Source organism: Variovorax sp. SG517 (genome assembly GCF_013376045.1).
Lineage (GTDB): Bacteria > Pseudomonadota > Gammaproteobacteria > Burkholderiales > Burkholderiaceae_C > Variovorax.
Window position 1 is genome coordinate 385,648 of record NZ_JABMJG010000001.1, and the last position, 25,801, is coordinate 411,448.

At 68.1% G+C, this 25,801-nt stretch carries 25 protein-coding genes; 16 read left to right on the forward strand and 9 right to left on the reverse strand.

Features of this window, described 5'->3' with window-relative positions:
* Position 1 precedes the first annotated feature (1 nt).
* Positions 2-964 carry an AraC family transcriptional regulator gene (locus tag FHT32_RS01655; protein WP_256098839.1) on the forward strand — a complete coding sequence of 321 codons (963 nt, stop codon included), beginning with the start codon at positions 2-4 and terminating at the stop codon, positions 962-964.
* A 21-nt stretch (positions 965-985) separates the two neighbouring features.
* Here the strand turns inward: FHT32_RS01655 and FHT32_RS01660 are convergent, their stop codons facing one another.
* Entirely contained in the window at positions 986-2,038 is a 1,053-nt protein-coding gene (locus FHT32_RS01660; RefSeq protein WP_176662921.1) for a PHB depolymerase family esterase, read from the reverse strand.
* A 139-nt stretch (positions 2,039-2,177) separates the two neighbouring features.
* On the reverse strand, positions 2,178-3,107 hold the full coding sequence (gene ppk2, locus FHT32_RS01665; protein ID WP_176662922.1) for a polyphosphate kinase 2: 930 nt from the start codon (positions 3,105-3,107) through the stop codon (positions 2,178-2,180).
* A gap of 152 nt (positions 3,108-3,259) precedes the next feature.
* Between ppk2 and FHT32_RS01670 the strand changes: the two genes are divergently transcribed.
* The 8 genes from FHT32_RS01670 (at position 3,260) to FHT32_RS01705 (ending at position 11,280) form a co-directional block, all read left to right on the forward strand.
* A complete protein-coding gene (locus FHT32_RS01670; protein WP_176662923.1) occupies positions 3,260-4,891 on the forward strand; it encodes an inorganic phosphate transporter in 1,632 nt (543 codons plus the stop codon).
* Positions 4,892-4,909: 18 nt separating this feature from the next.
* A complete protein-coding gene (locus FHT32_RS01675; RefSeq protein ID WP_176662924.1) occupies positions 4,910-5,953 on the forward strand; it encodes a transporter in 1,044 nt (347 codons plus the stop codon).
* A 97-nt stretch (positions 5,954-6,050) separates the two neighbouring features.
* Positions 6,051-6,908, forward strand: coding sequence for a 3',5'-nucleoside bisphosphate phosphatase (locus tag FHT32_RS01680; RefSeq protein WP_176662925.1), 858 nt, complete (start codon positions 6,051-6,053; stop codon positions 6,906-6,908).
* Positions 6,905-7,882 (forward strand): DMT family transporter, encoded by a 978-nt coding sequence (locus FHT32_RS01685; protein WP_176662926.1) that lies wholly within the window; start codon positions 6,905-6,907, stop codon positions 7,880-7,882. Before FHT32_RS01680 ends, FHT32_RS01685 begins: the two co-directional genes overlap by 4 nt.
* Before the next feature lie 19 nt (positions 7,883-7,901).
* On the forward strand, positions 7,902-8,537 hold the full coding sequence (locus tag FHT32_RS01690) for an L-threonylcarbamoyladenylate synthase (RefSeq protein WP_176662927.1): 636 nt from the start codon (positions 7,902-7,904) through the stop codon (positions 8,535-8,537).
* Between the two features lie 41 nt (positions 8,538-8,578).
* Positions 8,579-9,250 (forward strand): site-2 protease family protein, encoded by a 672-nt coding sequence (locus tag FHT32_RS01695; RefSeq protein ID WP_176662928.1) that lies wholly within the window; start codon positions 8,579-8,581, stop codon positions 9,248-9,250.
* A gap of 18 nt (positions 9,251-9,268) precedes the next feature.
* The gene (locus tag FHT32_RS01700; RefSeq protein ID WP_176662929.1) at positions 9,269-10,603 is read left to right on the forward strand and encodes a tryptophan--tRNA ligase; all 1,335 of its coding nucleotides are present in this window, start codon (positions 9,269-9,271) and stop codon (positions 10,601-10,603) included.
* 74 nt (positions 10,604-10,677) lie between these two features.
* Entirely contained in the window at positions 10,678-11,280 is a 603-nt protein-coding gene (locus FHT32_RS01705; RefSeq protein WP_093058637.1) for a response regulator transcription factor, read from the forward strand.
* Positions 11,281-11,429: 149 nt separating this feature from the next.
* On the opposite strand, the gene FHT32_RS01710 is transcribed toward FHT32_RS01705, so the two are convergent.
* A complete protein-coding gene (locus tag FHT32_RS01710) occupies positions 11,430-12,821 on the reverse strand; it encodes a HAMP domain-containing sensor histidine kinase (RefSeq protein ID WP_256098840.1) in 1,392 nt (463 codons plus the stop codon).
* Positions 12,822-12,944: 123 nt separating this feature from the next.
* Between FHT32_RS01710 and FHT32_RS01715 the strand changes: the two genes are divergently transcribed.
* The 3 genes from FHT32_RS01715 to FHT32_RS01725 all read left to right on the forward strand — a co-directional run bounded on the left by FHT32_RS01715 (position 12,945) and on the right by FHT32_RS01725 (position 14,834).
* Positions 12,945-13,346 (forward strand): VOC family protein, encoded by a 402-nt coding sequence (locus FHT32_RS01715; RefSeq protein ID WP_176662931.1) that lies wholly within the window; start codon positions 12,945-12,947, stop codon positions 13,344-13,346.
* Positions 13,340-13,741, forward strand: a complete 402-nt coding sequence (locus tag FHT32_RS01720; protein ID WP_176662932.1) for a phage holin family protein — start codon at positions 13,340-13,342, stop codon at positions 13,739-13,741. Before FHT32_RS01715 ends, FHT32_RS01720 begins: the two co-directional genes overlap by 7 nt.
* 148 nt (positions 13,742-13,889) lie before the next feature.
* Complete coding sequence (locus FHT32_RS01725) at positions 13,890-14,834, forward strand: alkaline phosphatase D family protein (RefSeq protein ID WP_176662933.1); 945 nt, start codon at positions 13,890-13,892, stop codon at positions 14,832-14,834.
* A gap of 30 nt (positions 14,835-14,864) precedes the next feature.
* Here the strand turns inward: FHT32_RS01725 and FHT32_RS01730 are convergent, their stop codons facing one another.
* The 4 genes from FHT32_RS01730 to FHT32_RS01745 are packed head-to-tail and all read right to left on the reverse strand — an operon-like array spanning position 14,865 to position 19,537.
* The gene (locus tag FHT32_RS01730) at positions 14,865-15,980 is read right to left on the reverse strand and encodes a substrate-binding domain-containing protein (protein ID WP_176662934.1); all 1,116 of its coding nucleotides are present in this window, start codon (positions 15,978-15,980) and stop codon (positions 14,865-14,867) included.
* Between the two features lie 28 nt (positions 15,981-16,008).
* Positions 16,009-17,097 (reverse strand): ABC transporter permease, encoded by a 1,089-nt coding sequence (locus tag FHT32_RS01735; RefSeq protein ID WP_126023351.1) that lies wholly within the window; start codon positions 17,095-17,097, stop codon positions 16,009-16,011.
* On the reverse strand, positions 17,094-18,608 hold the full coding sequence (locus FHT32_RS01740; protein ID WP_176662935.1) for a sugar ABC transporter ATP-binding protein: 1,515 nt from the start codon (positions 18,606-18,608) through the stop codon (positions 17,094-17,096). Before FHT32_RS01740 ends, FHT32_RS01735 begins: the two co-directional genes overlap by 4 nt.
* Positions 18,605-19,537, reverse strand: a complete 933-nt coding sequence (locus FHT32_RS01745) for an SMP-30/gluconolactonase/LRE family protein (protein ID WP_176662936.1) — start codon at positions 19,535-19,537, stop codon at positions 18,605-18,607. Before FHT32_RS01745 ends, FHT32_RS01740 begins: the two co-directional genes overlap by 4 nt.
* A 308-nt stretch (positions 19,538-19,845) precedes the next feature.
* Between FHT32_RS01745 and FHT32_RS01750 the strand changes: the two genes are divergently transcribed.
* Entirely contained in the window at positions 19,846-20,856 is a 1,011-nt protein-coding gene (locus FHT32_RS01750) for a LacI family DNA-binding transcriptional regulator (RefSeq protein ID WP_176663579.1), read from the forward strand.
* A gap of 344 nt (positions 20,857-21,200) precedes the next feature.
* On the opposite strand, the gene FHT32_RS01755 is transcribed toward FHT32_RS01750, so the two are convergent.
* Both FHT32_RS01755 and FHT32_RS01760 read right to left on the reverse strand, forming a co-directional pair.
* Complete coding sequence (locus FHT32_RS01755; RefSeq protein WP_176662937.1) at positions 21,201-21,659, reverse strand: thioesterase family protein; 459 nt, start codon at positions 21,657-21,659, stop codon at positions 21,201-21,203.
* Positions 21,660-22,005: 346 nt separating this feature from the next.
* Positions 22,006-22,758 carry an IclR family transcriptional regulator gene (locus FHT32_RS01760; RefSeq protein ID WP_176663580.1) on the reverse strand — a complete coding sequence of 251 codons (753 nt, stop codon included), beginning with the start codon at positions 22,756-22,758 and terminating at the stop codon, positions 22,006-22,008.
* 163 nt (positions 22,759-22,921) lie between these two features.
* On the opposite strand from FHT32_RS01760, the gene FHT32_RS01765 reads away from it, so the two are divergent.
* From FHT32_RS01765 to FHT32_RS01775, 3 genes are read left to right on the forward strand one after another with little or no spacing between them, the layout of a single operon-like run.
* Positions 22,922-23,908, forward strand: a complete 987-nt coding sequence (locus tag FHT32_RS01765; protein WP_176662938.1) for a tripartite tricarboxylate transporter substrate binding protein — start codon at positions 22,922-22,924, stop codon at positions 23,906-23,908.
* Positions 23,909-23,914: 6 nt separating this feature from the next.
* Positions 23,915-24,814: an amidohydrolase gene (locus FHT32_RS01770; RefSeq protein WP_176662939.1), complete on the forward strand. Its 900-nt coding sequence runs from the start codon at positions 23,915-23,917 to the stop codon at positions 24,812-24,814.
* Complete coding sequence (locus FHT32_RS01775) at positions 24,811-25,797, forward strand: tripartite tricarboxylate transporter substrate binding protein (protein WP_176662940.1); 987 nt, start codon at positions 24,811-24,813, stop codon at positions 25,795-25,797. Before FHT32_RS01770 ends, FHT32_RS01775 begins: the two co-directional genes overlap by 4 nt.
* Positions 25,798-25,801: the final 4 nt, after the last annotated feature.

The following is a 25,801-nucleotide window of genomic DNA, read 5'->3' on the forward strand; positions in this document are numbered from 1 at the left end:
CTTGTCCATTCGTCCACCGCTGAAGGAGCTTTCGATGGACCCGCTCGACGACATCTTTGCCGCCATGAGGGTGCAGAGCGCCCTGTATGCCCGCCTCGAGGCCGGGGCGCCCTGGGGCGTGAGCCTGGCGGGCGGCGAGAGCGTACGCTTCGGCCTCGTGGTGCGCGGCGGCTGCCTGCTCGAGATCGATGGCATGGCGCAGCCGGTGGCGCTGGCGGCGGGCGACTGCTATGTGCTGGCGCATGGCACGCCTTACATCCTGCGCGACCATCCGAACACGCCGACCGTGAGCTGCGCCTCCGTCGTGCGCGACCGCATCGGCGGGCTGGTGGAACTCGGCGGCACGGGCACGGCGGCTTCGGTGATCTGCGGCTGGTTCCACTTCGACCAGCGCGCCGCGCGGCCGCTGCTCGATCTGCTGCCGGTGCTACTGCACGTGAAGATGGAACAGGCCCGCGCCCTTGCGCTGCAAGGCACGCTGCAGCTGCTGGCCATGGAAACCGGCGAGCCGGGCCTGGGTTCCAGCCTGCTCGTGAGCCGGCTGGCCGACATCGTGTTCGTTCAGGCGGTGCGCGCGCACGTCGCGGCCAATGCCGAATCGCAGACGGGCTGGCTGGCCGCGCTGGCCGATGCCCGCATCGGCCCCGCGCTGCGCGCGATGCACAAGGAAATCTCGCACGACTGGACGGTGGAGGCACTCGCCGCCGTCGCGAACCTGTCGCGCTCGGCCTTCGCACAGCGTTTTCGCGAGCGGGTGGGACAGGCGCCGCTGGAGTACCTCACGCAATGGCGCATGTTCAAGGCCGGCAACATGCTGGGGCAAGGCAACGCTGCCATGGGGGCGATCGCCGCGGCGGTGGGCTACGAGTCGGAAGCGGCGTTCAGCAAGGCCTTCAAGCGCAGCAAGGGGATGGCGCCCAGTGCGTGGCGGGCTGCGGCGCGCGAAGGAGCGGTCGCCGCATAGAGCCCTTCCCCCCGCCCTTCTTCAGGCCTTCTTGAGGCTTCCAGCGGCCTTGAACTGCGCGGCGGCAAAAGCCCAGGTCATGCGCGTGGCATCGGGCCCCTCGGGGTCGCTGAACAGCAACTTCGGCGCCCCGCCGCTCCACGAATGGCCAAGCCCCGCGATCTCGCACAGCGTGACGAGCGTGCGTCCCTTGCGCCTGAAGTCGGTCACCCGCATCGCGCGGCGCTTGCCGCGTTGCACCTCGCGCGTCAACCCGGGCCGCGCGCCCACGGCAGTGGCCCACACCGCAGCGCTGCTGACGGCATTGCTCGGCGCGACCACCGCATCGGCATCGCCGTGCAGCACCAGCATCGGCGGCAGGGTGGTGAAGACGGCTGCGGCGCCCATCGCCTTGCCGACGGCCGTGGTGGGCATGGGCGGCACGTGCTCGCCGCGCATCGCGCCCAGCGCCGTGGCGGGCGACTTCGCCGCGCCGGGCGCCACGCCCGAATGCATCACGACGGCGCGGAAGCGGTTCGGATAGCGCGTCGCGAGCAGCGCCGCCATGCTCGCGCCGGCGGAAAGGCCGGCCAGCGCCACGCGATCGCGGTCGACGGGATAGAGCATGCAGGCCTGGTCGACGGCGGCCATCAGCGTGGCGGCCTCGGCGTCGGCCTTGCCGGAGCGGCGCTCGTACCAGTTCCAGCAGCCCTGCGGATGGGCGATGCGGTCCTGTTCGGGATAGAGCACCAGGAAGCGCTGCCGCACGGCCAGCGCGTTCATGCGGGTGCTCGCGGCGAAGTCGCGCCCGGTCTGGCCGCAGCCGTGCAGCATGACCATGAGCGGCAGGCGCTCGCCGGGTGCGAGTTGCAGCCCGGCCGGCCGGAACAGGTGATAGCCCCGGGCTCCGCCCGCCCCTACCGCCACACCGCTGAGCCAGTCGCCGCGGCCCGGCGGCGGCTTGAGCCGCTTCGCGGTCGCGCGCTGCACCTGCCCCGCCACGCGCTTGCTGTTGCTCAGCGTGAGCCGCGTCAGCGCCTTGAGGTTTCGCTCATAGGCACGGGCAAAAACGGAAGCGGTGGAACGACGGGCCATGGCGCAGTGTGAAGGCAAAGCGTCTACGGGCCAAACCGCGGCCAAATGCCAGAAACACCGCGGATCCGGCTGCGCCGGTCCGCAGGTCGCCCCCTGCAAGGGGGAGGAGAAGCGACACGAAGTGCGCGAAGCCTGGGGGTTAGTAAATTTCAGGAACGATCATGCTCGCCGGCACGGGCTGGCGCAGGTAGTCGGCATGGCGCACGCGCTCGGGCAGCTCGACCGGCGGATGCGGCACTTCCTGGTAGGGCAGCTGCCCCAGCAGGTGGCTGATGCAGTTCAGGCGCGCCTTCTTCTTGTCGACCGCCTGCACCACCCACCACGGCGCCTCGGGGATGTGGGTGCGCTCCAGCATGATCTCCTTCGCCTTGGTGTATTCCTCCCAGCGGCGGCGGCTCTCGAGGTCCATGGGGCTCAGCTTCCACTGCTTGAGCGGGTCGTGGATGCGGCCGAGGAAGCGCATGTGCTGCTCGTCGTCGGTGATGGAGAACCAGTACTTGATGAGCTTGATGCCCGAGCGCACGAGCATCTTCTCGAACTCGGGCACGGTGCGGAAGAACTCCTCGTACTCGTCGTCGGTGCAGAAGCCCATCACGCGCTCGACGCCGGCGCGGTTGTACCAGCTGCGATCGAACAGAACCATCTCGCCCGCGGCCGGCAGGTGCGCCACGTAGCGCTGGAAGTACCACTGGGTGCGTTCGCGGTCGTTGGGCGCCGGCAGCGCGGCCACGCGGGCCACGCGCGGGTTCAGCCGCTGGGTGATGCGCTTGATGACGCCGCCCTTGCCCGCCGCGTCGCGGCCTTCGAACAGGATGACGACTTTCTGCTTGCTGTGCTGCACCCAGTCCTGCAGCTTGACCAGTTCGCCCTGCAGGCGGAAGAGCTCCTTGAAGTAGGCCTGGCGCGCGGCCTTGTCGGCGGAGGACGCCGCGGTGACCGAGGCGGGGTCGAGGCCGTCGATGTTGCGGTCTTCGATCTCCAGCTCGAGCTCTTCGTCGTAGCTGTCGATCAGGTCGCGGGCGATGCGTTGCATCAGGTCTTCATGGTCGGGAAGTGCGCTCGTCAGCATGATGGGTAGCAGAAGAAAGAATTGAAAAGGGTGTCGAAAAGCATGCTGCTCGCCCCGTATGACGACTACGTGACGGTTTTTGCGCCGTTGACATGTAGTCGTCATATACGGCGAACACCATCTGGAGCCATTCCAACACCCCAGAATCCTCCATGAACACGCTCGCTGCCCCGCATGCAGAGGTGCCGTCCGCGTCCGCCTCGCAGCGGCCGAAGCTCGACGCCAAGCCCGGTCCGCTCACGCTGATCACCTTCGTGGGCCTGCTGGCCGCCGGCCTGCTCTTCACCGCATGGAGCCTGGTCGGCGACGTCACCGCCTCGGGAGCGCCCGTCACCACCTGGGTGCCCTACATGCTTCTTGGCGTGGCGCTGCTGATTGCGCTGGGCTTCGAGTTCGTCAACGGCTTCCACGACACGGCCAATGCGGTAGCGACAGTCATCTACACCCACTCGCTGCCGCCCAACTTCGCGGTGGTGTGGTCGGGCTTCTTCAACTTCCTGGGCGTGATGGTGTCCAGCGGCGCGGTGGCCTTCGGCATCATTGCGCTGCTGCCGGTGGAGCTCATCCTGCAGGTGGGCTCGGGCGCCGGCTTCGCGATGGTGTTCGCGCTGCTGATCGCCGCCATCATCTGGAACCTGGGCACCTGGTGGCTGGGGCTGCCGGCTTCGTCGTCGCACACGCTGATCGGCTCGATCATCGGCGTGGGCGTGGCCAACGCGCTGATGCACGGGCGCGACGGCACCAGCGGCGTCGACTGGGCGCAGGCCACCAAGGTGGGCTATTCGCTGCTGCTGTCGCCCATGGTCGGCTTCGGCTGCGCCGCCCTGCTGCTGCTGGCGCTGCGCGCCTTCGTGAAGAACCGCGCGCTCTATGAAGAGCCCAAGGGCAGCGAGCCGCCGCCGTGGTGGATCCGCGGCCTGCTGATCCTCACCTGCACGGGCGTATCGTTCGCGCACGGCTCCAACGATGGGCAGAAGGGCATGGGGCTGATCATGCTGATACTGGTGGGCACGGTGCCGATGGCCTATGCGCTGAACCGCGCGATGCCTGCCGACGAGAACGTCAAGTTCGTGGCCGTGGCCGAGATGGCGCAGAACGCGCTGAACCGCAGCGTTCCGACTTCGCTGCCAGCCATGGCACCCGCGGCCGCGCGCGACACGCTCTCCACCTACGTGCGCACCCGCGAGTTCACCCCGGCCGTGGTGCCGGCCCTTGCCGCGACGGCCGGCAGCATCGGCACGCAGGTGCGCCAGCACGGCTCGCTGGCAGGCGTTCCGGCGGAGGCCGTCGCCAACGTGCGCAACGACATGTACCTGGCCTCCGAGGCCATCCGCCACCTCGACAAGAGCGGCGTGGCCAGGTTCGACGACGAGACGAAGCTGCGCGTGAACACCTTCCGCCAGGAGCTCGACAGCGCCACGCGCTTCATCCCGCTGTGGGTCAAGGTGGCGGTGGCCATCGCACTGGGCCTGGGCACGATGATCGGCTGGAAGCGCATCGTGGTCACGGTGGGCGAGAAGATCGGCAAGACGCACCTGAGCTACGCGCAGGGCGCCTCGGCCGAGGTGGTCGCAATGATCACCATCGGCGCCGCCGACATGTACGGGCTGCCGGTGTCGACCACGCACGTGCTTTCTTCGGGCGTGGCCGGCACGATGACGGCCAGCGGCTCGGGCTTGCAGCTGTCCACGCTGCGCAACCTCGCGCTGGCCTGGGTGCTGACGCTGCCGGTGGCGATGCTGCTGTCGGGCTCGCTCTACTGGCTCTTCACCCGCATCTTCTGAACTCGCGCACCTACCATCTTGTCGGCATTCCATGATCTCGCAGCCCAGTCGTACGGGGGCGACGAAGCCGGGCTGATCTGCGGCTACCTCTTCGACTCCCGCGCGGCCGAGCCCGCGCGGGCCATCGACTCGGCCCAGGCCGCGGCATGGCTGGCACAGCAGCGCGAAAGCGAATGCAGCGAAGAAGACCCGCCCTATGTCTGGCTGCACTTCAACCTGAGCAATGCGCACGCCGAACGCTGGCTGCTGCGGCACGCGAACCTCTCGGACACCTTCTACGAGACGCTGCACGAGGGCCTGCCCTCCACGCGCATCGAGCGCGACGACGACTCGCTGATCGCCGTCATCAACGACGTGCACTTCGAATTCAGCTTCGAGCCCTCGGACATCTCCACGCTGTGGATCAGCGTCGGCCCGCGCCTGGTGGTCACGGCCCGCACCAAGCCGCTGCGCTCGGTCGATGCGCTGCGCACCGCGGTGAAGGCGGGCGACGCGCCGCGTTCCAGCACCGAACTGCTCGAGCACCTGCTGCGCGCGCAGGCCGACGTGCTGGTGAAGATCGTGCGCGGCGTCACCTCGCGCATCGACCGCATAGAAGACGAACTGCTCGCCGGCCGCCTCGACCACAAGCGCGCGCGCCTGGGCGTGCTGCGCCGGCTGCTGGTGAGGCTGCAGCGGCTGCTGGCGCCCGAACCCGCTGCGCTGTTCCGGCTGCTGCAGGGGCCGCCGGGGTGGATGTCGGAGCCCGACGCGCAGGCGCTGCGCGGCTCGACCGAGGAGTTCTCGGTGGTGCTGCGCGACATGCAGGCGCTCCAGGAGCGCATCAAGCTGCTGCAGGAAGAGATCGCAGCCAACGTCAACGAGGACAACAACCGCAGCCTGTTCGTGCTGACGGTGGTCACGGTGCTGGCGCTGCCGATCAACATCCTGGCCGGCCTGTTCGGCATGAACGTGGGCGGCATTCCGCTGGCGGAGCACAAGCACGGCTTCTGGATCGTGGTGGGGATCGTGATCAGCTTCACCGCGGTGGCGGCCTGGGCGGCTTTTCGCAAGAAGCGCTGAGGCGCATGCAGCGGTGCAGTAATGCTATTTATTTAATAGCATCTTGCGCAGTATCCACGCGCCCGCAACGATGTTCCAGACCCCATAGAATGCGGGGGTGTCCTCCATTCTCAATGCCGATCTTCACTGCCACTCCGTGGTTTCCGACGGCACGCTGACGCCCGAAGAACTGGCAGCGCGCGCCGCCGCCAACGGGGTGGAGCTCTGGGCGCTCACCGACCACGACGAGATCGGCGGCCAGCACCGTGCAGCGGCCGCGGCACGTGCCAACGGCATGCGCTACCTCACCGGCACCGAGATTTCCGTGACCTTCGCGGGCGAGACGGTGCACATCGTCGGCCTGGGCTTCGATCCCGACGACGCGGCCATCTCGCAGGGCCTCTACGACACGCGCGGCGGCCGCGGCAAGCGGGCGCAGGAAATGTCCGAGGGACTGGCCAAGGTCGGCATTCACGGCGCCTACGAAGGCGCACTCAAGTTCGTCGGCAACCCCGAACTCATCTCGCGCACGCACTTCGCGCGCTTCCTCGTCGAGCAGGGCCACTGCCGCGACACGCCCGAGGTGTTCCGCAAGTTCCTCACCGAGGGCAAGCCCGGCTACGTGCCGCACCGCTGGGCTACGCTGAAAGATGCCGTGCACTGGATCACCGCCGCCAAGGGCATGGCCGTGATCGCGCACCCGGGCCGCTACAAGTTCACAGCCAACGAGGAATACGCGCTGTTCCTCGAATTCAAGGCGCATGGCGGCAAGGCGATCGAAGTGGTCACCGGCAGCCACACGCCGGCCGAGTTCGTCGAGTACGCCGACAAGGCGCTCGAGTTCGATTTCGCCGCCTCGCGCGGCAGCGATTTCCACAGCCCCGACGAGAGCCACTGCGATCTCGGCAAGCTGCCGCCGTTGCCCGGCGCGCTCACTCCCGTGTGGGAGCTGCTCGGCGACCGCATCCAGCAGTGAGCCCAAGCCCCGGGACCAGCACCGACAGCGCGGCGACCGTTGCGCTGACCGCCGCACGCGTGGCGCAGCAGCGAAGCCGCGCAAAGGAATCGGAACGCATCCTCGCCGGCATCGGCCTCGTGATACTGGCCGTGGCCTGCTTCGCGACGCTCGACACGGCCACCAAGTACTCCACGCTGGGCGTGCCCATCCTCATGGGTGTGTGGTTCCGCTATGCGTTCCAGGCGGTGGCGACCACGCTGGTGCTGCTGCCGCTGCGCGGCACGGCGCTGCTGCACACGAAGCATCCCCGCTACCAGGCGCTGCGCGGGGCGCTGCTGCTGGCGTCGAGCATCTTCGCCTTCCTGAGCCTGCGCTACATGCCGCTGGCCGAGTTCACCTCGATCGTGCTGATCGCGCCGCTGGTCATCACGCTGCTGGCGGCGACCACGCTCAAGGAGCACGTGTCGCCGCTGCGCTGGACGCTGGTGGCGGGCGGCTTCATCGGCACGCTGGTCATCCTGCGGCCGGGCGGCGGCGCGTTCAGCTGGGCCGTCTTCCTGCCGCTGGGGCTGGTGCTGACCAACGCCTGGTTCCAGGTGCTCACGAGCAAGCTCGCGCAGACCGAGAACCCGCTGACCATGCACTTCTACACCGGCTGGGTGGGCACGCTGATCGTCTCGCTCGCGGTGCCCTTCGTGTGGACCTCGCTGCCCTCGTGGGAATGGTGGGCGCTGCTGTGCCTCATGGGCTTCATGGGTACGGTGGGGCACTTCATGCTGATCCTGGCCTACCAGCGCGCGCCGGCTTCCACGCTCACCCCTTATCTCTATGCCCAGATCGCGTTCGCCATGCTCGGCGGCTGGATCGTCTTTTCCCACGTGCCCGACAGCTTCTCGCTCATCGGCATGGGGATGATCGCGGTCTGCGGCGCGGCAGGCGCGTGGCTCACGGTGCGCGAGCGCCGGGTGCCCATCGAGCCCGCCGAATCCTGAACAGGAGTCCTTCTTCATCATGGCCCAGTACTTCGAAGTCCATCCAGAGAACCCGCAGCAGCGGCTGCTGAAGCAGGCCGTCACGCTGCTGGAGCGCGGCGAGATCGTGGCCGTGCCCACCGACTCCAGCTACGCGCTGGCCTGCCACCTCGACGACAAGGACGCGGTCGACCAGCTGCGCCGCATCCGACAGGTCGACGAGAAGCACCACCTCACGCTGCTGTGCCGCGACCTGAGCGAGTTGGCCAACTACGCGCGCGTCGACAACAAGCAGTACCGCCTGCTGAAGGCGGCCACGCCCGGGCCCTACACCTTCCTGCTCGAGGCCACCAAGGAAGTGCCGCGCCGCGTGAGCCATCCGCAGCGCAAGACCATCGGCCTGCGCGTACCCGATCACAAAGTGCTGCTGGAACTGCTCTCGCTGCACGGCGCGCCGCTTTTGGCCACCACGCTGATCGCTCCGGGCGAGACTGAGGCGCTGAACGACGCGCAGACCATCCGCGAGCGCTTCGAGAAGCAGATCGCCGCGGTCATCGATGCGGGCGCCTGCCCTTCGCAGCCCACCACCGTGGTCGACCTCACGCCCATGGGCTCCGGCGACGACCCGGTCGTGGTGCGCCAGGGGCGTGGCGCGCTGGCCGCGCTGGGCCTCTGAAATCGGGGCTGAGAACCACTCCTGTCTGACACAATCGCCCAGTGGATATTTCCAACCTCATACAGACCGTCCTGATCTACGCACTGCCCGTGATCTTCGCGATCACAGTGCACGAGGCGGCGCACGGCTACGTGGCGCGCCACTTCGGCGACAACACGGCCGAGATGATGGGCCGCGTCACGCTCAACCCGATGAAGCACATCGACCCCGTCGGGACCATCCTGATGCCGCTGGTGCTGTACTTCGCGACCTCGGGCGCATTCCTCTTCGGCTATGCCAAGCCGGTTCCGGTCAACTTCGGGCGGCTGCGCCATCCGAAGCGAGACATGATCTGGGTGGCTCTGGCAGGGCCGGCCTCCAACTTCATCCAGGCGCTCCTGTGGGCGCTGCTGCTGGTGTCGCTGGTCGCGGCGGGCGTCACTGAAACCTTTTTCATCAAGATGGCGCAAGGCGGCATTCTGGTCAACCTCGTGATGTGGGCCTTCAACCTGTTCCCGCTGCCTCCGCTCGACGGCGGCCGCGTGCTGGCCGGCTTGCTGCCCAGCGGCCAGGCCCAGATGTTCCTCGCGCGCATCGAGCCATACGGCTTTTTCATCGTGATGGGTCTCGTCCTCGCAGGCATCGTCAGCACATACTGGCTGCGGCCGCTGATGGACGTGGGCTACTTCGTCGTCAACCTGGTGATCACCCCGCTCAAGGCACTGTTGCTTTAAGTATTTTTTCGTCGTTCCATGGCTTCGTCTTCCCAAGCTCCCCTGCGCGTCCTGACCGGCATCACGCCGTCGGGCACGCCGCACCTCGGCAACTATGTCGGCTCGATCCGCCACTCGGTGCGGCAAAGCGTCGCGCCCGGTGTGCAGAGCTTCTTCTTCCTCGCCGACTACCACGCGCTCATCAAGGTGCAGGAGCCGGCGCTGATCCAGCGCTCCACCCTCGAGATCGCCGCCAGCTGGCTGGCCTGCGGGCTCGATCCCGAGAAGGTCACCTTCTACCGCCAGTCGGACATCGTCGAGATCCCCGAGCTGACCTGGTTTCTCACCTGCGTCACCGGCAAGGGCGTGCTCAACCGCGCGCATGCCTACAAGGCGCAGCTCGACAAGAACGTGGCCAAGGGCGAGGACCCCGACGCCGACGTGACCGCCGGCCTCTTCATGTACCCGGTGCTCATGGGCGCCGACATCCTGATGTTCAACGCCCACAAGGTTCCAGTGGGCCGCGACCAGGTGCAGCACATCGAGATGGCGCGCGACATGGCGCAGCGCTTCAACCATCTCTACGGCGATCACTTCACGCTGCCCGAGGCCGAGATCGACGACGCCGTGGCCACCCTGCCCGGCCTCGACGGCCGCAAGATGAGCAAGAGCTACGGCAACACGATCCCGCTGTTCGCGCCGCGCGCACAGCTGCAAAAGCAGATCTCCAGCATCGTGACCGACTCGCGCGCGCCCGGCGAGCCCAAGGACACCGAAGGCTCGGCGCTCTTCCAGATCTACCAGGCCTTCGCCAGCGCCGAGGAAACCGAGTCGCTGCGCAAGGCGTACGCCGACGGCATCGGCTGGGGCGATGCCAAGCAGATGCTGTTCGAGCGCATCGACCTCGAAGTGGCGCCGCTGCGCGAGCGCTACGAAGCGCTCATGAACGACCCCGCGCAGATCGAGCGCATCCTGCTCGCCGGTGCCGGGAAGGCGCAGGCCCTGTCGAAGCCTTTCATGGCCAGCCTGCGCCACGCGGTCGGCCTGCGCAACCTCGCGGCCGGCAAGGACAAGGGCCAAGCCAAGGCGGCCAAGGTCGCCAGGCCAAGTTTCAAGCAGTACCGCGAGAAGGCGGACGGGCTTTTCTATTTCAAGCTGTTGGATGCGCGCGGCGAAACCCTGCTGCAAAGCCGTGGATTCGCGTCGCCGCAGGAAGCGGGCCGTACCATCGCAATCCTGCAGGCACAACGCGGCGAAGCAATGGCCGCGCTGGCCGGCCAGCTGGAACCCATCGGTACAGAAAAAATACGCGCCGTCGAAGAGGCGCTGGAGGCACTGACGGAAACGACACCCGGCACAACCAGCGGGAGTTGATCCGGCAACGCCCATCGGCTTATCGGCCGGTGAGCATGACGAGAGAAGACGGTGCGATCACAAAGGAAGAAAACATGAGCATTTATGTCATCGACGACCACCCCCTGATGCGCGACGCGATCGTGATGGTCTTGCGGCGCTTGCGCCCGGCCGAGAACATCGTCGAGCTCGAACGCCTCGACAAGCTCGCAAGCTCCGTGCAGCAGCGTGGCGCGCCCACGCTCTTCTGCCTGGACCTGAAGCTGCCGGACACCAACGGCGTCTCGGGCGTGATCGCGGTCAAGCAGGTCTATCCGAACGTGCCGATCGCCGTGTACTCGGCGGCGCCGTCCGCCGACATGGAAGACGCCTGCATCGAGGCGGGGGCCGACACCTACATCGAGAAGTCGGCCAGCTCCAACGAACTGGCGGCGGCCCTGCGCGGCCTGCTGATGGCCGGCTCGGAAGACGAAGCCGACGAGATGCCCGCCGCCAACAGCGGCAAGCTCTCCAAGCGCCAGACGCAGCTGATCGCCATGCTCGACAAGGGCATGAGCAACCGCGACATCGCCACCGACCTGGAGATCAGCGAGCACACGGTGAAGGTTCACCTGTGGCGGCTGTTCCGCAGGCTGGGCGTGAAGAGCCGCACCCAGGCGCTGCACTACGCGCGCACCAACGGCTTGTTGTCCGGCTGACCCCCAGGCTTCGCGCACTTCGTGTCGCTGCGCCAACCCCCTTGCAGGGGGCAACACCTGAGGACCGGCAAAGCCGGATCCTCGGTGTTCCCGATATAAAAAACCGCGTCTTGGCGCGGTTTTTTCATGGGAATGGGGCTGGTGCGTGCTTAGCCGCCGGAGGCTGTCACACGCGCTTGCGCCACGGCCTCGTCGGCGTCGTGCAGCGCCACGCGGAACACGCTGCCGCTGCCCAGGCGGGAACGCACGCTGACCGGGTGACCCAGCACGTGCGACAGGCGCGCGACGATGGCGAGGCCCAGGCCGAAGCCGTCGGAGGTGCCGGCATGGTCGGCGACCTTGTAGAACTCCAGGAACACGTCGCGCAGGTGCTCGGGCGCGATGCCGATGCCGGTGTCCCACACCTCCACGCGCAGGCCGTCGCGGGTCTGGCGGGCGGCGAGCAGCACGCCGCCTTCGGTCGTGTACTTGATCGCGTTGGCCAGCAGGTTGCCGATCATGCGGCGCACGCGGATCGGGTCGGTCAGGAACGAGCCCTCGCACATGTGCACGCGGAAATCCAGGCCGCGGCTCTCGGCCACGGGGCGGTACTGCAGTTCCAGGTCGTGCAGAAGCTCGGGCACGTCGACCCGCTCGACGTGCAGGCGCACCTGGCCCGAATCGATGCGCGCCAGGTCGAACATGGAGTCGAACAGCGCATTCACCGCGTGGGTGGCGCGCACGATCTTCGGCGCGAGCTCGAGCACCAGTTCGGGCTCGTTGCGCAGCCAGTCGGCGTACAACGAAAGCGCCAGCACCGGCTGGCGCATGTCGTGCGCAGCGCTGGCCAGGAAGCGGTTCTTCATGGCCACGGCCGACACCGCCGCCTGCCGCTGCTGGGTCAGCGACTTGATCAGGATGTGGTTGTGGAACAGCAGCTCCAGGCTGTTGCGCGCCGTCTCGTGGATGTGCCGCCCGGCCCGCAGCAGCAGGAACCAGTGAAGGATCGGCAATATGGGCATCAGGTAGCCGTACTGGAACTGCGGGTGATGCATCGTGATGGACACCAGCCGTATCAGCACCGCCCCCAGCATCGTGATGAACAGCGTGTTGACGTAGCGCTTGAGCAGCGGCGGATGCAGCGCCAGCCCGTTGAGCGGGAAGGTGCCCACGCCGGCCACGATGAGCCAGCTCATGAACTGGTTGACCTGCGGCGTGCGCTCGAAGAACAGCAGCACCGAAAGCCCCCACACCACCGCGCTGGTGCTCCAGACGAAGCCGTAGCGCTCGGTGAACTGCTGCTGCGCCGCGGCGCTGCGTCCCGCGTAGCGCAGGGCGTAGACCCGCGCGCCCCAGGCCCGGCAGGCTGTGGCGATCAGGCCGGCCAGGAGCCAGATGAGCAGTTCCCAGCGGGGCACATAGGCCCAGTTCAGGCCGACCATGGCCGGCATCAGCGCGGCGGAAACGAGATAGGAGCCCTTCGCCGAGCGCATCAGGCTGCGGATGAGCTCGCCGCGTACCCACGATTCGGCTTCATCGGCCGAAGCCGGGGCGGGGGTCATGCTGGCGATCGACGCATTGGCCATAAGCCGGCGATCTTAACGGGCAGTCCGCCATTGTTTCTTGGGGTAACAATCGAGAATCAGGTCAACAATCGAGTCCTTAACCAGGAAGAATTAACGCGCATGTTGTCCCACGTCTACATCGGTGCGAACGACTTCGAGCGCGCGTTCTCCTTCTATTCGGCGCTCATGGGCGAACTGGGCCTGAAGCTGAGGTTCCGGGACGACGGCAAGCCCTGGGCCGGCTGGCAAAGCCCCGACGCGCCTCGCCCGCTCTTCCTGGTGGGTACCCCGTACGACGATCAGGCGGCCTCGCCCGGCAACGGCCAGATGGTGGCGCTGATGGCCGCCGACCGCGCCATGGTGGACCGCGCCCACGCCACCGCGCTGGCGCAAGGCGGCACCTGCGAGGGCCCGCCCGGCCTCAGGCCGCACTACCACGCCGACTACTATGGGGCCTACTTCCGCGATCCCGATGGCAACAAGCTCTGCGTCTGCTGCCACACTCCACCGAATCCATGCTGAACAACCTGACTCCCTTCCTCGTCCACTGGGCCATCACCGGCATCTCGCTGTGGGTCGCAAGCCATCTCTTTCGCGGACTGAAGTTCGACAGCACCGGCGCGCTGATCGTCTCGGCGCTGCTGCTGGGCCTGGCCAACGCCATCGTCAAGCCCCTGCTGATCGTGCTCACGCTGCCGCTGACGCTGGTGACCTTCGGGCTCTTCCTGCTGGTCATCAACGCGCTGATGATCCTGCTGGTGGCCGCGCTGGTGAAGGGCTTCAGGGTGTCGGGCTTCTGGACCGCGCTGTTCGCGAGCATCTTCATCTCGCTGCTGAGCATCGTCATCGGCTCGCTCGTCACCGGCGGCGACCCTGCCGAGAAGGTGCAGATGCCGCAGAGCGGCAACTGGCTCTGAGCGGGAACTCGCGGCCTGCGCGCCGGCTGAACGAAGAGCGCGCCTGAGCGCGCGGCGCCATCCCATATTCTGCGGAGGCACGGCGCGCGGCGGCTGCCTATGATCCGCCTCACCCCGGCACCGAGACCGGCGGAACGAGGAGCCCCCCATGAAGATCGCCTTCACGTCGTGCATGAACTTCAAACCTGGCGCGCAGGGCTACCAGCGCGTCTGGAACCGCATCGCGCAGGAGCAGCCCGACTACCTGTTCCTTCTGGGCGACCAGATCTACATGGACTACTTTCCGAACCTGGGCGAGCCGGCAGGATGGACCGCCGCCAAGTTCGCCGACGTGATGCAGGGCAAGTACGAAGCGCAGTGGGCCGTTGCGAACTTCAAGGCCCTGCGCGACGCGCTGCGCCAGAAGCAGGACAACGGCGGCGGCGTGTACGGCACCTGGGACGACCACGACTTCGCCTGGAACAACGCGCGCGGCTCTGACGTCGGCGCAGCAGTGAAGCAGCAGACACGCCGGCTCTTCACCAAGTACATGCAGATCGGGCAACTGGACAACCCCGCGCACCTCGACCCGGCCGTGGACGGCATCTACTACTCGATCCCGCTGATGCACCAGCAGCAGCGCATCGGCAAGGCCATCTTCCTCGACACCCGCTGGTACAGCGCCGCCCCCGGCGACGCCAGTCCGCTGCTCGGGCAGAAGCAGCTCGACTACCTGAAGCAGGAACTCGCCGGCGAACAGGGCTACGTGCTGATCTGCGCCGGCATGCCCATCCGCGCGACCGGCAACGGCTGGCTGCGCTACCGCGACGACTACGCGAAGTTCCGCGCGATCATCCAGGGGCGCAAGTCGATCTTCCTGACCGGCGACATCCACGAGAACGCCTTCCTGCCGCCGGCCGGCGAAACGAAGATGTTCGAGGTGGTCTCATCGGGCGCCTTCGTCACCAAGTACTACCTCACGGGCGAGCGCGAGAACTTCGGCATCCTCGAATACACGCCCGCGAGCACGGACATCAAGCTGTTCGACAAGAAGGGGCTGGAAAAGCACAACGTCATCGACAACGCCACCTTCATGCACCAGGAGATCCGCTGAAGGCCTCCTGGCCTTCCGGCGCGCTGCCGCCTACTTGCCCCAGATCGCCTTGTACTGGTTGCGGTAGCCGTTGTCGGGGTCGAACACGTTCCTCGGCCCGCCGTCCTTGCCGACGTTGCCCACGGTCACCAGGTGCACCTTGGGCACATAGCCCGACCACTTCTGCTGGGCGAATGCGCGGTTGAGTTCGTCGACGATCTGCCAGCCCTGCATGTTCAGCGGCTCGGGCACGGTGCCGGCCTGGAAGCGCTGCGTGCGGATGCGCTGGTAGGCCGCCTCCGAGCCGTCGCCGGCCGACACCGCCTTGGGCGCGCCGTCGCCTTTCTTGCCGGCGGCCGTGAGCGAGGGGCCCATGAAGTCGAAATACAGGTCGTTGATGGCCAGCGAGTGCGTCCACTTGTCGCCGAAGCGCTGCAGCAGCGCGGTGGTGAGCTGCGGCATGCGGGTGGAGCTCTCGGCGATGGGGCTGTCCTCGAAGCTCAGCACGGTACAGCCGCCGCACTTCTTGATGACGGCCTCCATCGCCCGCGCCTTGTAGAGCGCAATGGCGTACTGCGAGTCGGTGAAGATCACCACGCCGGCCTTGCCGCCTGAATCGGCCACCACCCACGAGGCGGCGACGTCGGCCACGTCGTCGGTCACCGTGGTCACGTTGGCGAAGAGGCCCGCCTTGTCGTTCGGGCCGGGCTGCTCGCCCGAGTGCCAGCCGACCAGCGGAACGCCCGACTTGGCCGCGCCCGCGAACGCGGCCTTCTGCTCGGTGGTGTCGAAGCCGCCGACCACGATGCCCGCGGGCTTCACGGCCAGCGCCTGGTTGAGGGCGGCCGTGCGCCCGCTGACCGTGCCCTGCCCGTCGATCACGCGCACCGTCCAGCCGATGGCTCGGCCGGCTTCTTCCACGCCTTTGCTGACGCCGACGATGCCGCCGTTCTTCATGTCGCCCGCGACGAAGACGATGGTCTTGCCGGCCGCCGCCTTCGGGCCGGCGGTGGGGCCGTCCCACTTCTCCTTGGTCATGGTCGCGACCTCGACCTTCTTCTTCGCGGCATCCAGAAAGTCGTCGGCCATGGCCTTCGGCGCCAGCGCGGCTGTGCACAGCGCCAGCACCGCGGCGGCGACGGTGCGCGCGGGAACACTCTTCTTCATGCTTGTCTCCAGTCGTCGTAGTGAGCCGTCATTCCGACGGCGTTGAGGGAACCGGTTGCGCGTGATCGAGCTGCCGCTCGGCGATGCGCCGCTTGATCGAGCGGTTGCGCCGCTGCTGAGCCCAGCCCGCGATGCCGATGGACACCAGCAGCGTCAGGCCATTGAAGAGCGGCTCCACGTAGAAGGCGCCGCCGAACTGCTGGATGCCCGAGATGCCGATGGCGAGGATCGCCACGCCCACCAGCGTGCCCCACACGTTCACGCGGCCGGGCCGGATGGTGGTGGAGCCGAGGAACGCGCCCACCAGCGCCGGCAGCAGGAATTCGAGCCCCACGCTCGCCTGTCCGATCTGCAGCCGCGAAGCCAGCAGCACGCCCGCGAAGCCCGACAGCAGCCCCGAAGCGACGAAGGCGCCCATCACGTGCCTGCGCACCGAGATGCCGTTGAGCTGCGCCGCCTTCGGGTTCGCGCCGATCACGTACAGCGCGCGGCCCAGCGGGGTGAACTCGGTCACCACCCACAGCGTGAGGCTCACCGCGAGCACGTAGAACGCGCCCACCGGCAGCCCCAGCAGGCTGCCGCCCGCGATGCCCACGAAGCCATCGGGCAGCTCGCCCACCACCTGCCGACCGCCGCTGTGCCACATGGCCACGGCGTAGATCACCGTGCCCGTGCCCAGCGTGGCGATGAAGGAGTCGATCTGCGCCAGCTCGACCAGCAGCCCGTTGAGCACGCCGAACAGCGCCGCGCACAGCAGCACCACCAGCACCGCCGCCGGCCACGGCAGGCCCAGTTGGGTCTGCAGGCTGATCGCGAGGATGTGCCACAGCACTATGCCGTAGCCCACGGTGAGGTCGATCTTGCCGGTGATCATCGGGATGGTCGCGGCCAGCGCCAGCAGCGCGATCACCGACTTGTCGGCCAGGATCGCGCGCAGGTTGAAGAGCGTCGGAAAGGTCTCGGGCAGCAGCACCGAGAACAGCAGCGCGAGCGCCACCGTGAGCACGACGAGGCCGTAGACAGGCATCGCGCGGCCCAGGCTCTGCGCGAGGGAGACGGCCTCGCCGTCCAAGGACTTGTCGGGCTCCAGCGCCGTGGACTTGATCGAGCTGCTCATACGGGATGTTCCTCGCGCGTCGCCGCGCCTGCTGCCAATGCCAGGAGTCTTTCGACGGTGATCGCATCGCCCGTGAGCTCGGCCGCGATCAGCCCGTCGCGAAAGACGAGCACGCGGGTGCACACGGTCGCGATCTCCTCGAAGTCGGTGGAGACGACGACCAGCGCCGTGCCGGCCTCGGCGCGCTCGCGCAGCACGCCGTAGATCTGCCGCTTGGCGCCCACGTCCACGCCCGCGGTCGGCTCCTCGAGCACCACCAGCGGCTTGTCGAGATGGAACCAGCGCGCCAGCACCACCTTCTGCTGGTTGCCGCCCGAGAGCTGCTGCACCTCGGCCGAGGGCGCGGGCGGGTTGATGTCGAAGCGGCGGATGAGCGCGAGCGCACCCTCGTTCTCGCGGCGCGGCCGGTCGAAGGCCAGGCCACGGTCGCCGTGCAGCGTCGAATTGGGAAAGAGGTTCTCCAGCACGCTCATCGAGCCGGCCAGGTTCTCTTCGAGCCGTTCGCCGGCCACGTAGGCCACGCCCGCGCGAATCGCATCGGCCGGGCAGCCGAAGGCGCAGGCCTTGCCCAGCAGCTGCATGCGCCCGGCCGACAGCGGCTCGCGACCGAAGATCGCGCGGCTGATGGCCTCGTGCCCCGCGCCGCGCAGGCCCACGAGCCCCAGCACCTCGCCGCGGTGCACGGCCAGGCTCAGTGGGCCGGCGTTGCCGCTGGCCGCACCTTCGAGTTGCAGCACGGGCTCGCTGCGCACAGGCATCTTGGCCTTCTGCACCGCGGCCGAGAGCGCCTTGCCCACGATCAGCCCCACCAGCTCGCCCTCGCTGGTCTGCGCCGTGGTCTTCACCGCTACCAGCCTGCCGTCGCGCATCACGGCCGCGCGGTCCGAAATGGCCATCACCTCGTCGAGCCGGTGCGACACGTACATCATCGCCATGCCCTGGCGGCGCAGCTCGCGCAGCACGCCGAACATGCGCTCCACGTCGCTCATCGGCAGGCTGGCCGAGGGCTCGTCGAGCACCAGCAGCCGCGCCTTCACTTCGAGCGCGCGGCCGATGGCGAGCAGCGATTTCTCGGCGCGCGTGAGCGAGAACACGCGGCGGCCGGGGTCGATGTCACAGCCCACGCGCGCCATCACGCGGCGCGCCGTGTCGTTCGCCGCCTTCCAGTCGATGAGGCCGAAGCGGCGCGGGTAGCCGGTGCCCAGGCCCACGTTCTCGGCGACGGTCATCCACTCGACGAGGCCCAGGTCCTGGTGGATGAAGGCCACCGGCTGCTCGCGCCGGTCGCCGCGCCGCCACTCGGACTGCGGCCGGCCGTCGAAAAGAATCTCTCCGTCGTCCACCGCGTGGATGCCCGCGAGCAGCTTGATGAGCGTGGACTTGCCCGCGCCGTTCTCGCCCAGCAGCGCGAGGATTTCTCCGGCACGCACGTCCAGCGTGACCTTGTCGACCGCCTGCGTGCCGCCGAAGCGCTTGCTCACGGCCTTGAACTGCAGCAGCGGCGTGCTCATGCGCGCACCGCCCCGCTCGTGTTCAGCCGGATGCGGTAGAGCGAGGTCGACGCGCACACGAAGAGCTCGTTGCCGTCGGCGCCGCCGAAGGTGAGATTGCCCACCTTCTCCGGCACCGCGATGCGCGCCAGGCGCGTGCCGTCGGGGTGGTAGACCTGCACGCTGTCGGCGCTGCTGGTGTAGACGAAGCCGTGCACGTCGACGCGGAATCCGTCGGAAAGCCCCGGGTTCACCACCGCGAACACGCGCGGGTTCGCGAGGTCCTGCCCGCCGATCACGTCGAACGCGACGATGTGGTGGTTCCCCGAGCCGTCGGTGCGCAGCGCGGCCGAGGTGTCGCTCACGTACAGGACGCGCTCGTCGGGCGAGAACGCCAGGCCGTTGGGTTCCTCCACGAAGTCGCTCACCGAGCGCAGCGCGCCGCTTGCCGGGTCGAAGCGGAACACGTGGTTGCGGTCCAGTTCGCTGCACGCCTTGTGCCCCTCGCGGTCGGAGACGATGCCGTAGGGCGGATCGGTGAACCAGATGCTGCCGTCGCGCTTCACGACGATGTCGTTGGGCGAATTGAGCCGGCGACCCTGGTAGCGGTCGACCACCACTTCGTCGGGCAGCGGCCGCAGGCCTTCGCCGGACCCCGCGAAGCGCGTGCGCACGATGGCGCGCAGCCCGTGCGAGCAATGCAGCAGCGCCCCGTCGGCCTCGCGCGCGTGGCCGTTGGTGAACTCCACGCCCTCGCGCCACACGCTCATGCCGTCTTCGGCGTGCCAGCGCAGCATGCGGTTGTTGGGAATGTCGCTCCACAGCACCGAGCCGTCCTCGCGCATCCACACCGGCCCTTCGCTCCAGACGGCGCCGGTGCACAGGCGTTCGAGCGCACCGGCCCCTTGGGCGACGGGAGCGAAACGGGAGTCGAAGACTTCGATGGTCATGGCCACGGCGCTGGTTTCCCTGAACTCGGGCTCGCAGTGTGGCAGCAAAAAGATACCGGTAACTTAGGCTTTTCCCGTATGCGTCCAGGCCACCATTTCATTCTGCTTTCAAGGCCATTAGCGGTATTCTTCGCTCGAAGATTTCGGTACTTATATGGTTATCGGTATCGCACGTCGCCCGCTCCTTGTCGCATATCCTCGAATCCGCCCTTTCCCGCCTTCCCCGCCTTCCGAGAGAGAAAGAAAGAAGCCCCTTGCCCCCGTCCAAAGCCCCTGCCCCCGCTCCAGCCCTCACCCGCCCCGCGACGATGGCCGACGTGGCCGCGCGCGTCGGCGTGTCGAAGATGACGGTGTCGCGCGCGCTCAACCGCAACGCGAGCAGCGACCGCGTGACCTCCGAGGCGCTGCGCCAGCGCATCCTGCAGGCCTGCGAGGAGATGGGCTACGTCATCGACCAGACGGCGCGCACCTTCTCCAGCAAGCGATCGGGCTTCGTCGCGGTGCTGATCCCCTCGCTGAACAACTCCAACTTCTCCGAAACCGCACAGGGCATCACCGCCGCCGTCGAAGCGCGCGGGCTGCAGGTGCTGCTGGGCTACACCGACTACCGCGTGGAGACCGAGGAGCGCCTGCTGCGCGCCATGCTCGCGCGCCGGCCCGAGGGCGTGATCCTCACCGGCGGCTCGCACACGCCGGCCGCGCGCGCCATGCTGCAGGCGGCGGGCGTGCCGGTGGTCGAGACCTGGGACCTGCCGGCCACGCCCATCGAGCACACCGTGGGCTTCTCGAACGCCGAGGCCGCCGCCTCGATGGTGCGCCACCTGCACGCCAAGGGCTACCGGCGCATCGCCTTCATCGGCGGCACCTCCAACCGCGACACGCGCGGCGCCGACCGCCAGCGCGGCTACGCGAACGCGATCCGCGAACTGGGCCTGCCCGACGGCCGCGTCATCAGCTTCGGCCAGCCGCCGATCTCGATGGCGCAGGGCGGCGAGGCCGTGGCCCAGCTGATCCGCCAGTGGCCCGACGTGGACGCCGTGATCTGCGTGTCCGACCTCTCGGCCTTCGGCGCACTGATGGAATGCCAGCGCCGCGGCTGGGAAGTGCCCGGGCGCATCGCCATCGCCGGCTTCGGCGACTTCGAGGTCGCGCGCGCCTGCCATCCGCGCATCACCACCGTGGCGGTGGATTGCGTGGGCATCGGCAAGGCGGCGGGAGAACTGCTGCTGCGCGTGATCGACGGCACGCGCGAGGGGCATCGGCCGCCCGCGGAGACGGTGCTGATTCCGTTCCATATCGAGCAGCGCGAGAGTTCCTAGCTGGGACAAGAGGACCGCTGGCTGCGGTCGCCCGAGACCGTTCCGATCCGGATGATCGAGCGCACGTCCGGCGAAGAGCTGCCTGCAGTCCAACTGCGTGGGCGTAGCGGAGAACTGCTGGCCGCCGACGCGCCGGACGGAGCTCCCAGTCCAAGCGCAGGCATCCCAGACATCGCGCCGCTGATCGCTGCACATACGAGGCGCAACGGTCCGCACGTGCGCGTCCGGTGCCCGCCCCTCGCTACGTCGCAGCGAAGACGAGCGCGGTGCGGCAGCGCCGGATCAAGCCCGCGACTGCAGCTTGAAAGCCGGCTCGCCGCTGCCGCAGGAGCGACGCTCGCAGATCAGCGCTCCTGCCGCAAACGCGCAAGTACGGCCTCAGGCGCCACCACGCCCTCGCGCCCGAGGATCACCCCCTTGGACGTGCCTTCGGCGACGACACGCTCATCCACGAGAAACTGATGCGACATATGGAAGTGGCGCTCGTCCCAGTGGGTCAACTGCATGACAGCCTCGTAACGCTGGAAAAGCTTGAGCGACTTCTTGTAGACCATGGTGTGCTCGGTGATGATCGGCGCCCAGCGCTCCTTGCGCATCACGCCGACCAGTCCCGTCCGGATGAACAGGTCAAGGCGCGAGAGGTCCGCGATCGTCATGTAGCGGCCGTTGTTCATGTGCAGGTTGATGTCCAGGTCGGTCGGCAACGTCATCAGCCGCAGCCGGCTTTCGGCAACACCGACCGGCAGGCGCTCGCGGCGTCGCGAGAGCCACCACACCCACAGCATGCGGAAGATCAGGTTCATGGCGGACGGTCCTTCTCAGCCGATGCGCTGACCGGGACGCTGTATCCCGCCCGAGTCCGCGGTAGCCATCGACATGGCCGTCAACTGCAGGCCCAGCGCCTGCACTCGCCCATACGGCCGCGACCTCACGGTCGCGCCCGAATTTCCTCTCTGCTCCATTACTCACTCCCCTTTTTATTGAGTCAGCGCTTCGACATGAAGCGTGGCGGGCCCTAACTCTTCGATCCGTTGCCGCGAGCGGAATTCTGCACGACCAGTGACTGAACGCTTCAGTTCCACACACTAAAAGTGCCTCCCTAAACCTGATTCGCACCGTCCGGTTCTCGGCTCCGAACCGGGTTCTGGCTCAGGGATGCCAGGTCGACACCACCGCAGGCGTCTGCGCCGTTGGCCTTCCCGCGAGAGCATAGGAGAGTTCGTTCGCCGCCTTCATGATCGTCTTCGCATGTCCGACCAGCTTCGCCTTGGGCAACCGGTCCGAGGGACCCGAGATGCATACCGAACCCAGCAGCGCCCATCGCAGCCCGAAGACCGGCGCGGACACCGTCGCCACGTTCTTCTCGCGCTCGCCGATGGAGTAGTGGTAGCCCTTCTTGCGGATGTCCTCGTAGAGCTTTCCAGGCTCGCCCGAGAACGCGAGGATCACGCGCCCCGGTGAGCCCAGGTCCAACGGGAGCATCGCGCCCATGCGCGCGTGGTGCCGGATGGGCTGCGGCCCTTCCACGCGCGCCAGGCAGGTCCTGGAGTTTCCTTCGCGAACGTAGAAGGCGGCGCTTTCGCCCGTTGCCTTCGAAAGGGCTAGCAGCATCGGCTCCACCACGCCGTTGGCGTCGAAGCTGGCCTGGTAGCGCGCGCCTAGCCAACCCGCCGCGGGGCCGAGCCGCCAGCCGCCGTCGTCGCGCTGCACGACGTAGCCGGCGAGCGCCAGCGTGCGCAGCAGGCGCAGTGCGGTCGTCTTGTGCATCTGGCTGCGCCGCGTCAGTTCTGCGAGCGAGAGGTGCTCGTCCTGCATGCCGAAGGCATCGAGCAACTGCAGCGCACGGGTAACGGCGGTGACCCCGCCCGAGGCCTCCGCGTCGGCCTCGCGGGGCACCTCGATCACTTCCTTCCGCGTGGATCCGGTCTTCGAACTTTGTTTCACGCAGTGGTCCATGGTCCGTTCAGTGGACCACCATTGTATGGAATGGAACGCCTGCCTAAAGTCGCTTCACGCCTCGCAGCACGGGCTGCAGGCACTCAACGAACGATTCGGAGACAGATCCATGCGCACCTCGAGCCTCGGCTCCATTCCCCGCCGCGCGGCCCTCGGCCTCGCCCTTCTTCTTGCCTCGGGCATTGCTGCGGCGCAGGCCTATCCGGCGCGCCCCATCAAGCTCATCGTGCCGTTCCCGCCGGGCGGCGGCACGGACATCATCGCCCGCGAAGTGGCGAACAAGGTCGCGACCTCCGAAGGCTGGACCATCGTCATCGACAACAAGCCCGGCTCGGGCGGCAACATCGGCGTGGACGCGGCGGCCAAGGCCAGCCCCGACGGCTACACGCTGGTGCTAGGCCAGACCAGCAACCTCGCGATCAACCCGTCGCTCTACACCAAGCTGCCCTACGACCCGGTGAAGGACCTGGCGGCAGTCGGCCTGGTCGCATCGGCGCCGCTGGTGGTGGTCGTGTCTTCCGCCTCACCCTACAAGAAGCTCGCCGATGTGGTCGCCGCCGCGAAGGCCAAGCCCACGGCGCTCAACTACGCGAGCTCGGGCAACGGCACCGTGGCCCATCTCGCGACCGAGCAGTTCCAGAAGGTCGCCGGCATCCAGCTCACGCACGTGCCCTACAAGGGCGCATCGCAGGGCCTGACCGACCTGGTCGGCGGGCAGATCCAGCTCTACGTGTCGTCGGTGCCGACGCTGATCGCGCAGATCAAGAGCGGACAGCTGCGCGCGCTGGCCGTGACCTCGCTGCAGCGCAACAGCGACCTGCCCGACGTGCCCACCATGGTCGAGGCCGGCTACAAGGACTTCGAGGCCGTCACCTGGTTCGGCGTGGCGGGCCCCGCGGCCATGCCGAAGGACGCGATCGCGAAGCTCAACGCCGCCTTCAACAAGGCCCTCGCGACGCCCGACGTGCAGAAAAAACTCGCGGCACAGGGCGCGGAAGTGCTGTCCGGGCCGCCGGAGAAGTTCGCCTCGCTGATCCGCACCGACGGCGTGCGCTGGGGCGCGATCGTGAAGGCATCGGGCATCCGGCTCGACTGACTCGGCATGTCCGGCTCCATTGCGCCCTTCTCGGCCGGGCAGGGACGCGCACCGGTCGAGGTGCCGCCCGGCGCCTGCGACTGCCATGTGCACCTGTACGACTCGCGCTACCCGCCAACACCGGGCGCGAAGCTGACGCCGCCGGACGCCACCGCGCACGACTACCGCCAACTGCAGCGGCGCACCGGCACCGAGCGCGTGGTGTTCGTGACGCCCTCCACCTACGGCACCGACAACCGCCCCCTGCGCGATGCGCTCGCCGCCTTCGGCGCACGGGCGCGCGGCGTGGCGGTCATCGACGAGAACACCGGCGACGAGGAACTGCGCTCGCTGCACGACTGCGGCGTGCGCGGCATCCGGCTCAACCTCTCGCTCGGCGTCACGAACACCGCCGAGCAGATCGCACCGCTGGCAAGGCGCATCGCGCCGCTGGGCTGGCACCTGCAGCTGCTCGCGCCGGCGGATCTGCTGGCGCAGCTCGCCGACGTGCTGGAAGACCTGCCCGTGCCCATCGTGTTCGACCACTTCGCACGGCTCGCACCGTCGATGGCCGGCAGGCACGCGGCGCATGCGCTGGTCGTGCGCCTGCTCGCGTCGGGCCGCGCGTGGATCAAGCTCTCGGGCAGCTACATCGTGAGCGAGGAAGGCCCGCCGCATTTCACGGACGTGACACCGCTGGCAAGGAGCTTCCTGCAGGGTGCGCCGCAGCGCGTGCTGTGGGGCAGCGACTGGCCGCACGCCAGCGCAAGCGCCGGCCACCAGGCCATGCCGGACGACGCGCAGCAGATGGCCCTGCTGGCCGGCTGGACCGAAACGGCAGCCGCCTTGCGCCGCGTGCTGGTCGACAACCCGGCCGCGCTCTACGGCTTCGACAGACAGAACAACGCTTCCACGGAGACAACATGATCCGCATGCACAGGCGCCGCTTCGGCGCATTGGGCCTGGCCGCGCTCGCCGCGGCGTCGATGCCCGCACTCGCTCAGGGCCAGTGGCCGACCGGCAGGCCCATCACCTGGGTGGTGCCCTACCCGCCAGGCGGCACCACCGACATCCTCGGCCGCGCCATTGCGCAGCGGCTGGGCGCATCGCTGGGCACGACGGTGATCGTCGACAACAAGGCCGGCGCCACCGGCACCATCGGCTCGGCCTTCGTCGCGCGGTCGGCACCCGACGGCTACACGCTGCTGGGCACCTCGATCGGCCCGCAGGCCATCGTGCCCAGCCTGCTGCAGAAGATGCAGTACGACCCGGTGGCAGCCTTCGCACCGGTGACGCTGATCGGGACCATTCCCCACGTGCTGGTGGTCGGTGCCGCGCAGCCGCTGCGCACCGTCGCAGAACTCGTCGCGCAGGCGAAGGCGAAGCCCGAGCAGCTGTCGTTCGCCTCGGGCGGCAACGGCACCATCCTGCAGATGCAAGGCGAGCTGCTGCGGCTGCAGACGGGCACGCGCATGACGCACGTGCCCTACAAGGGCGACACACCGGCCATCCAGGACGTGCTGGCCGGCCACGCCAACTTCATGTTCGCGCCGGTGGCCGCGGCGCTTCCGCACATCCAGGGCGGCCAGCTGAAGGCGCTGGCCGTCACCTCGGCCGCGCGGCTGAAGGCGCTGCCGGATGTGCCCACCATGGGCGAGGCCGGCTTCAAGGATTTCGTGGTCGAGCAGTGGCAGGCGCTCTACGCGCCGGCAGGCACGCCCGCCGCCGTGGTCCAGAAGCTCAACGCCGAAGTGGTGCGCCACCTGAAGGACCCGGAGATCGCCGCCATGGCCGACAAGCTCGGCGTCACCCTCGTGGGCAGCACGCCGCAGCAGCTCGCCGACACCCAGAAAGCGGACCTGGCCAAGTGGGCCAAGGTCATCAAGGACGCGGGCATCAGGCCCGAATGAGCCT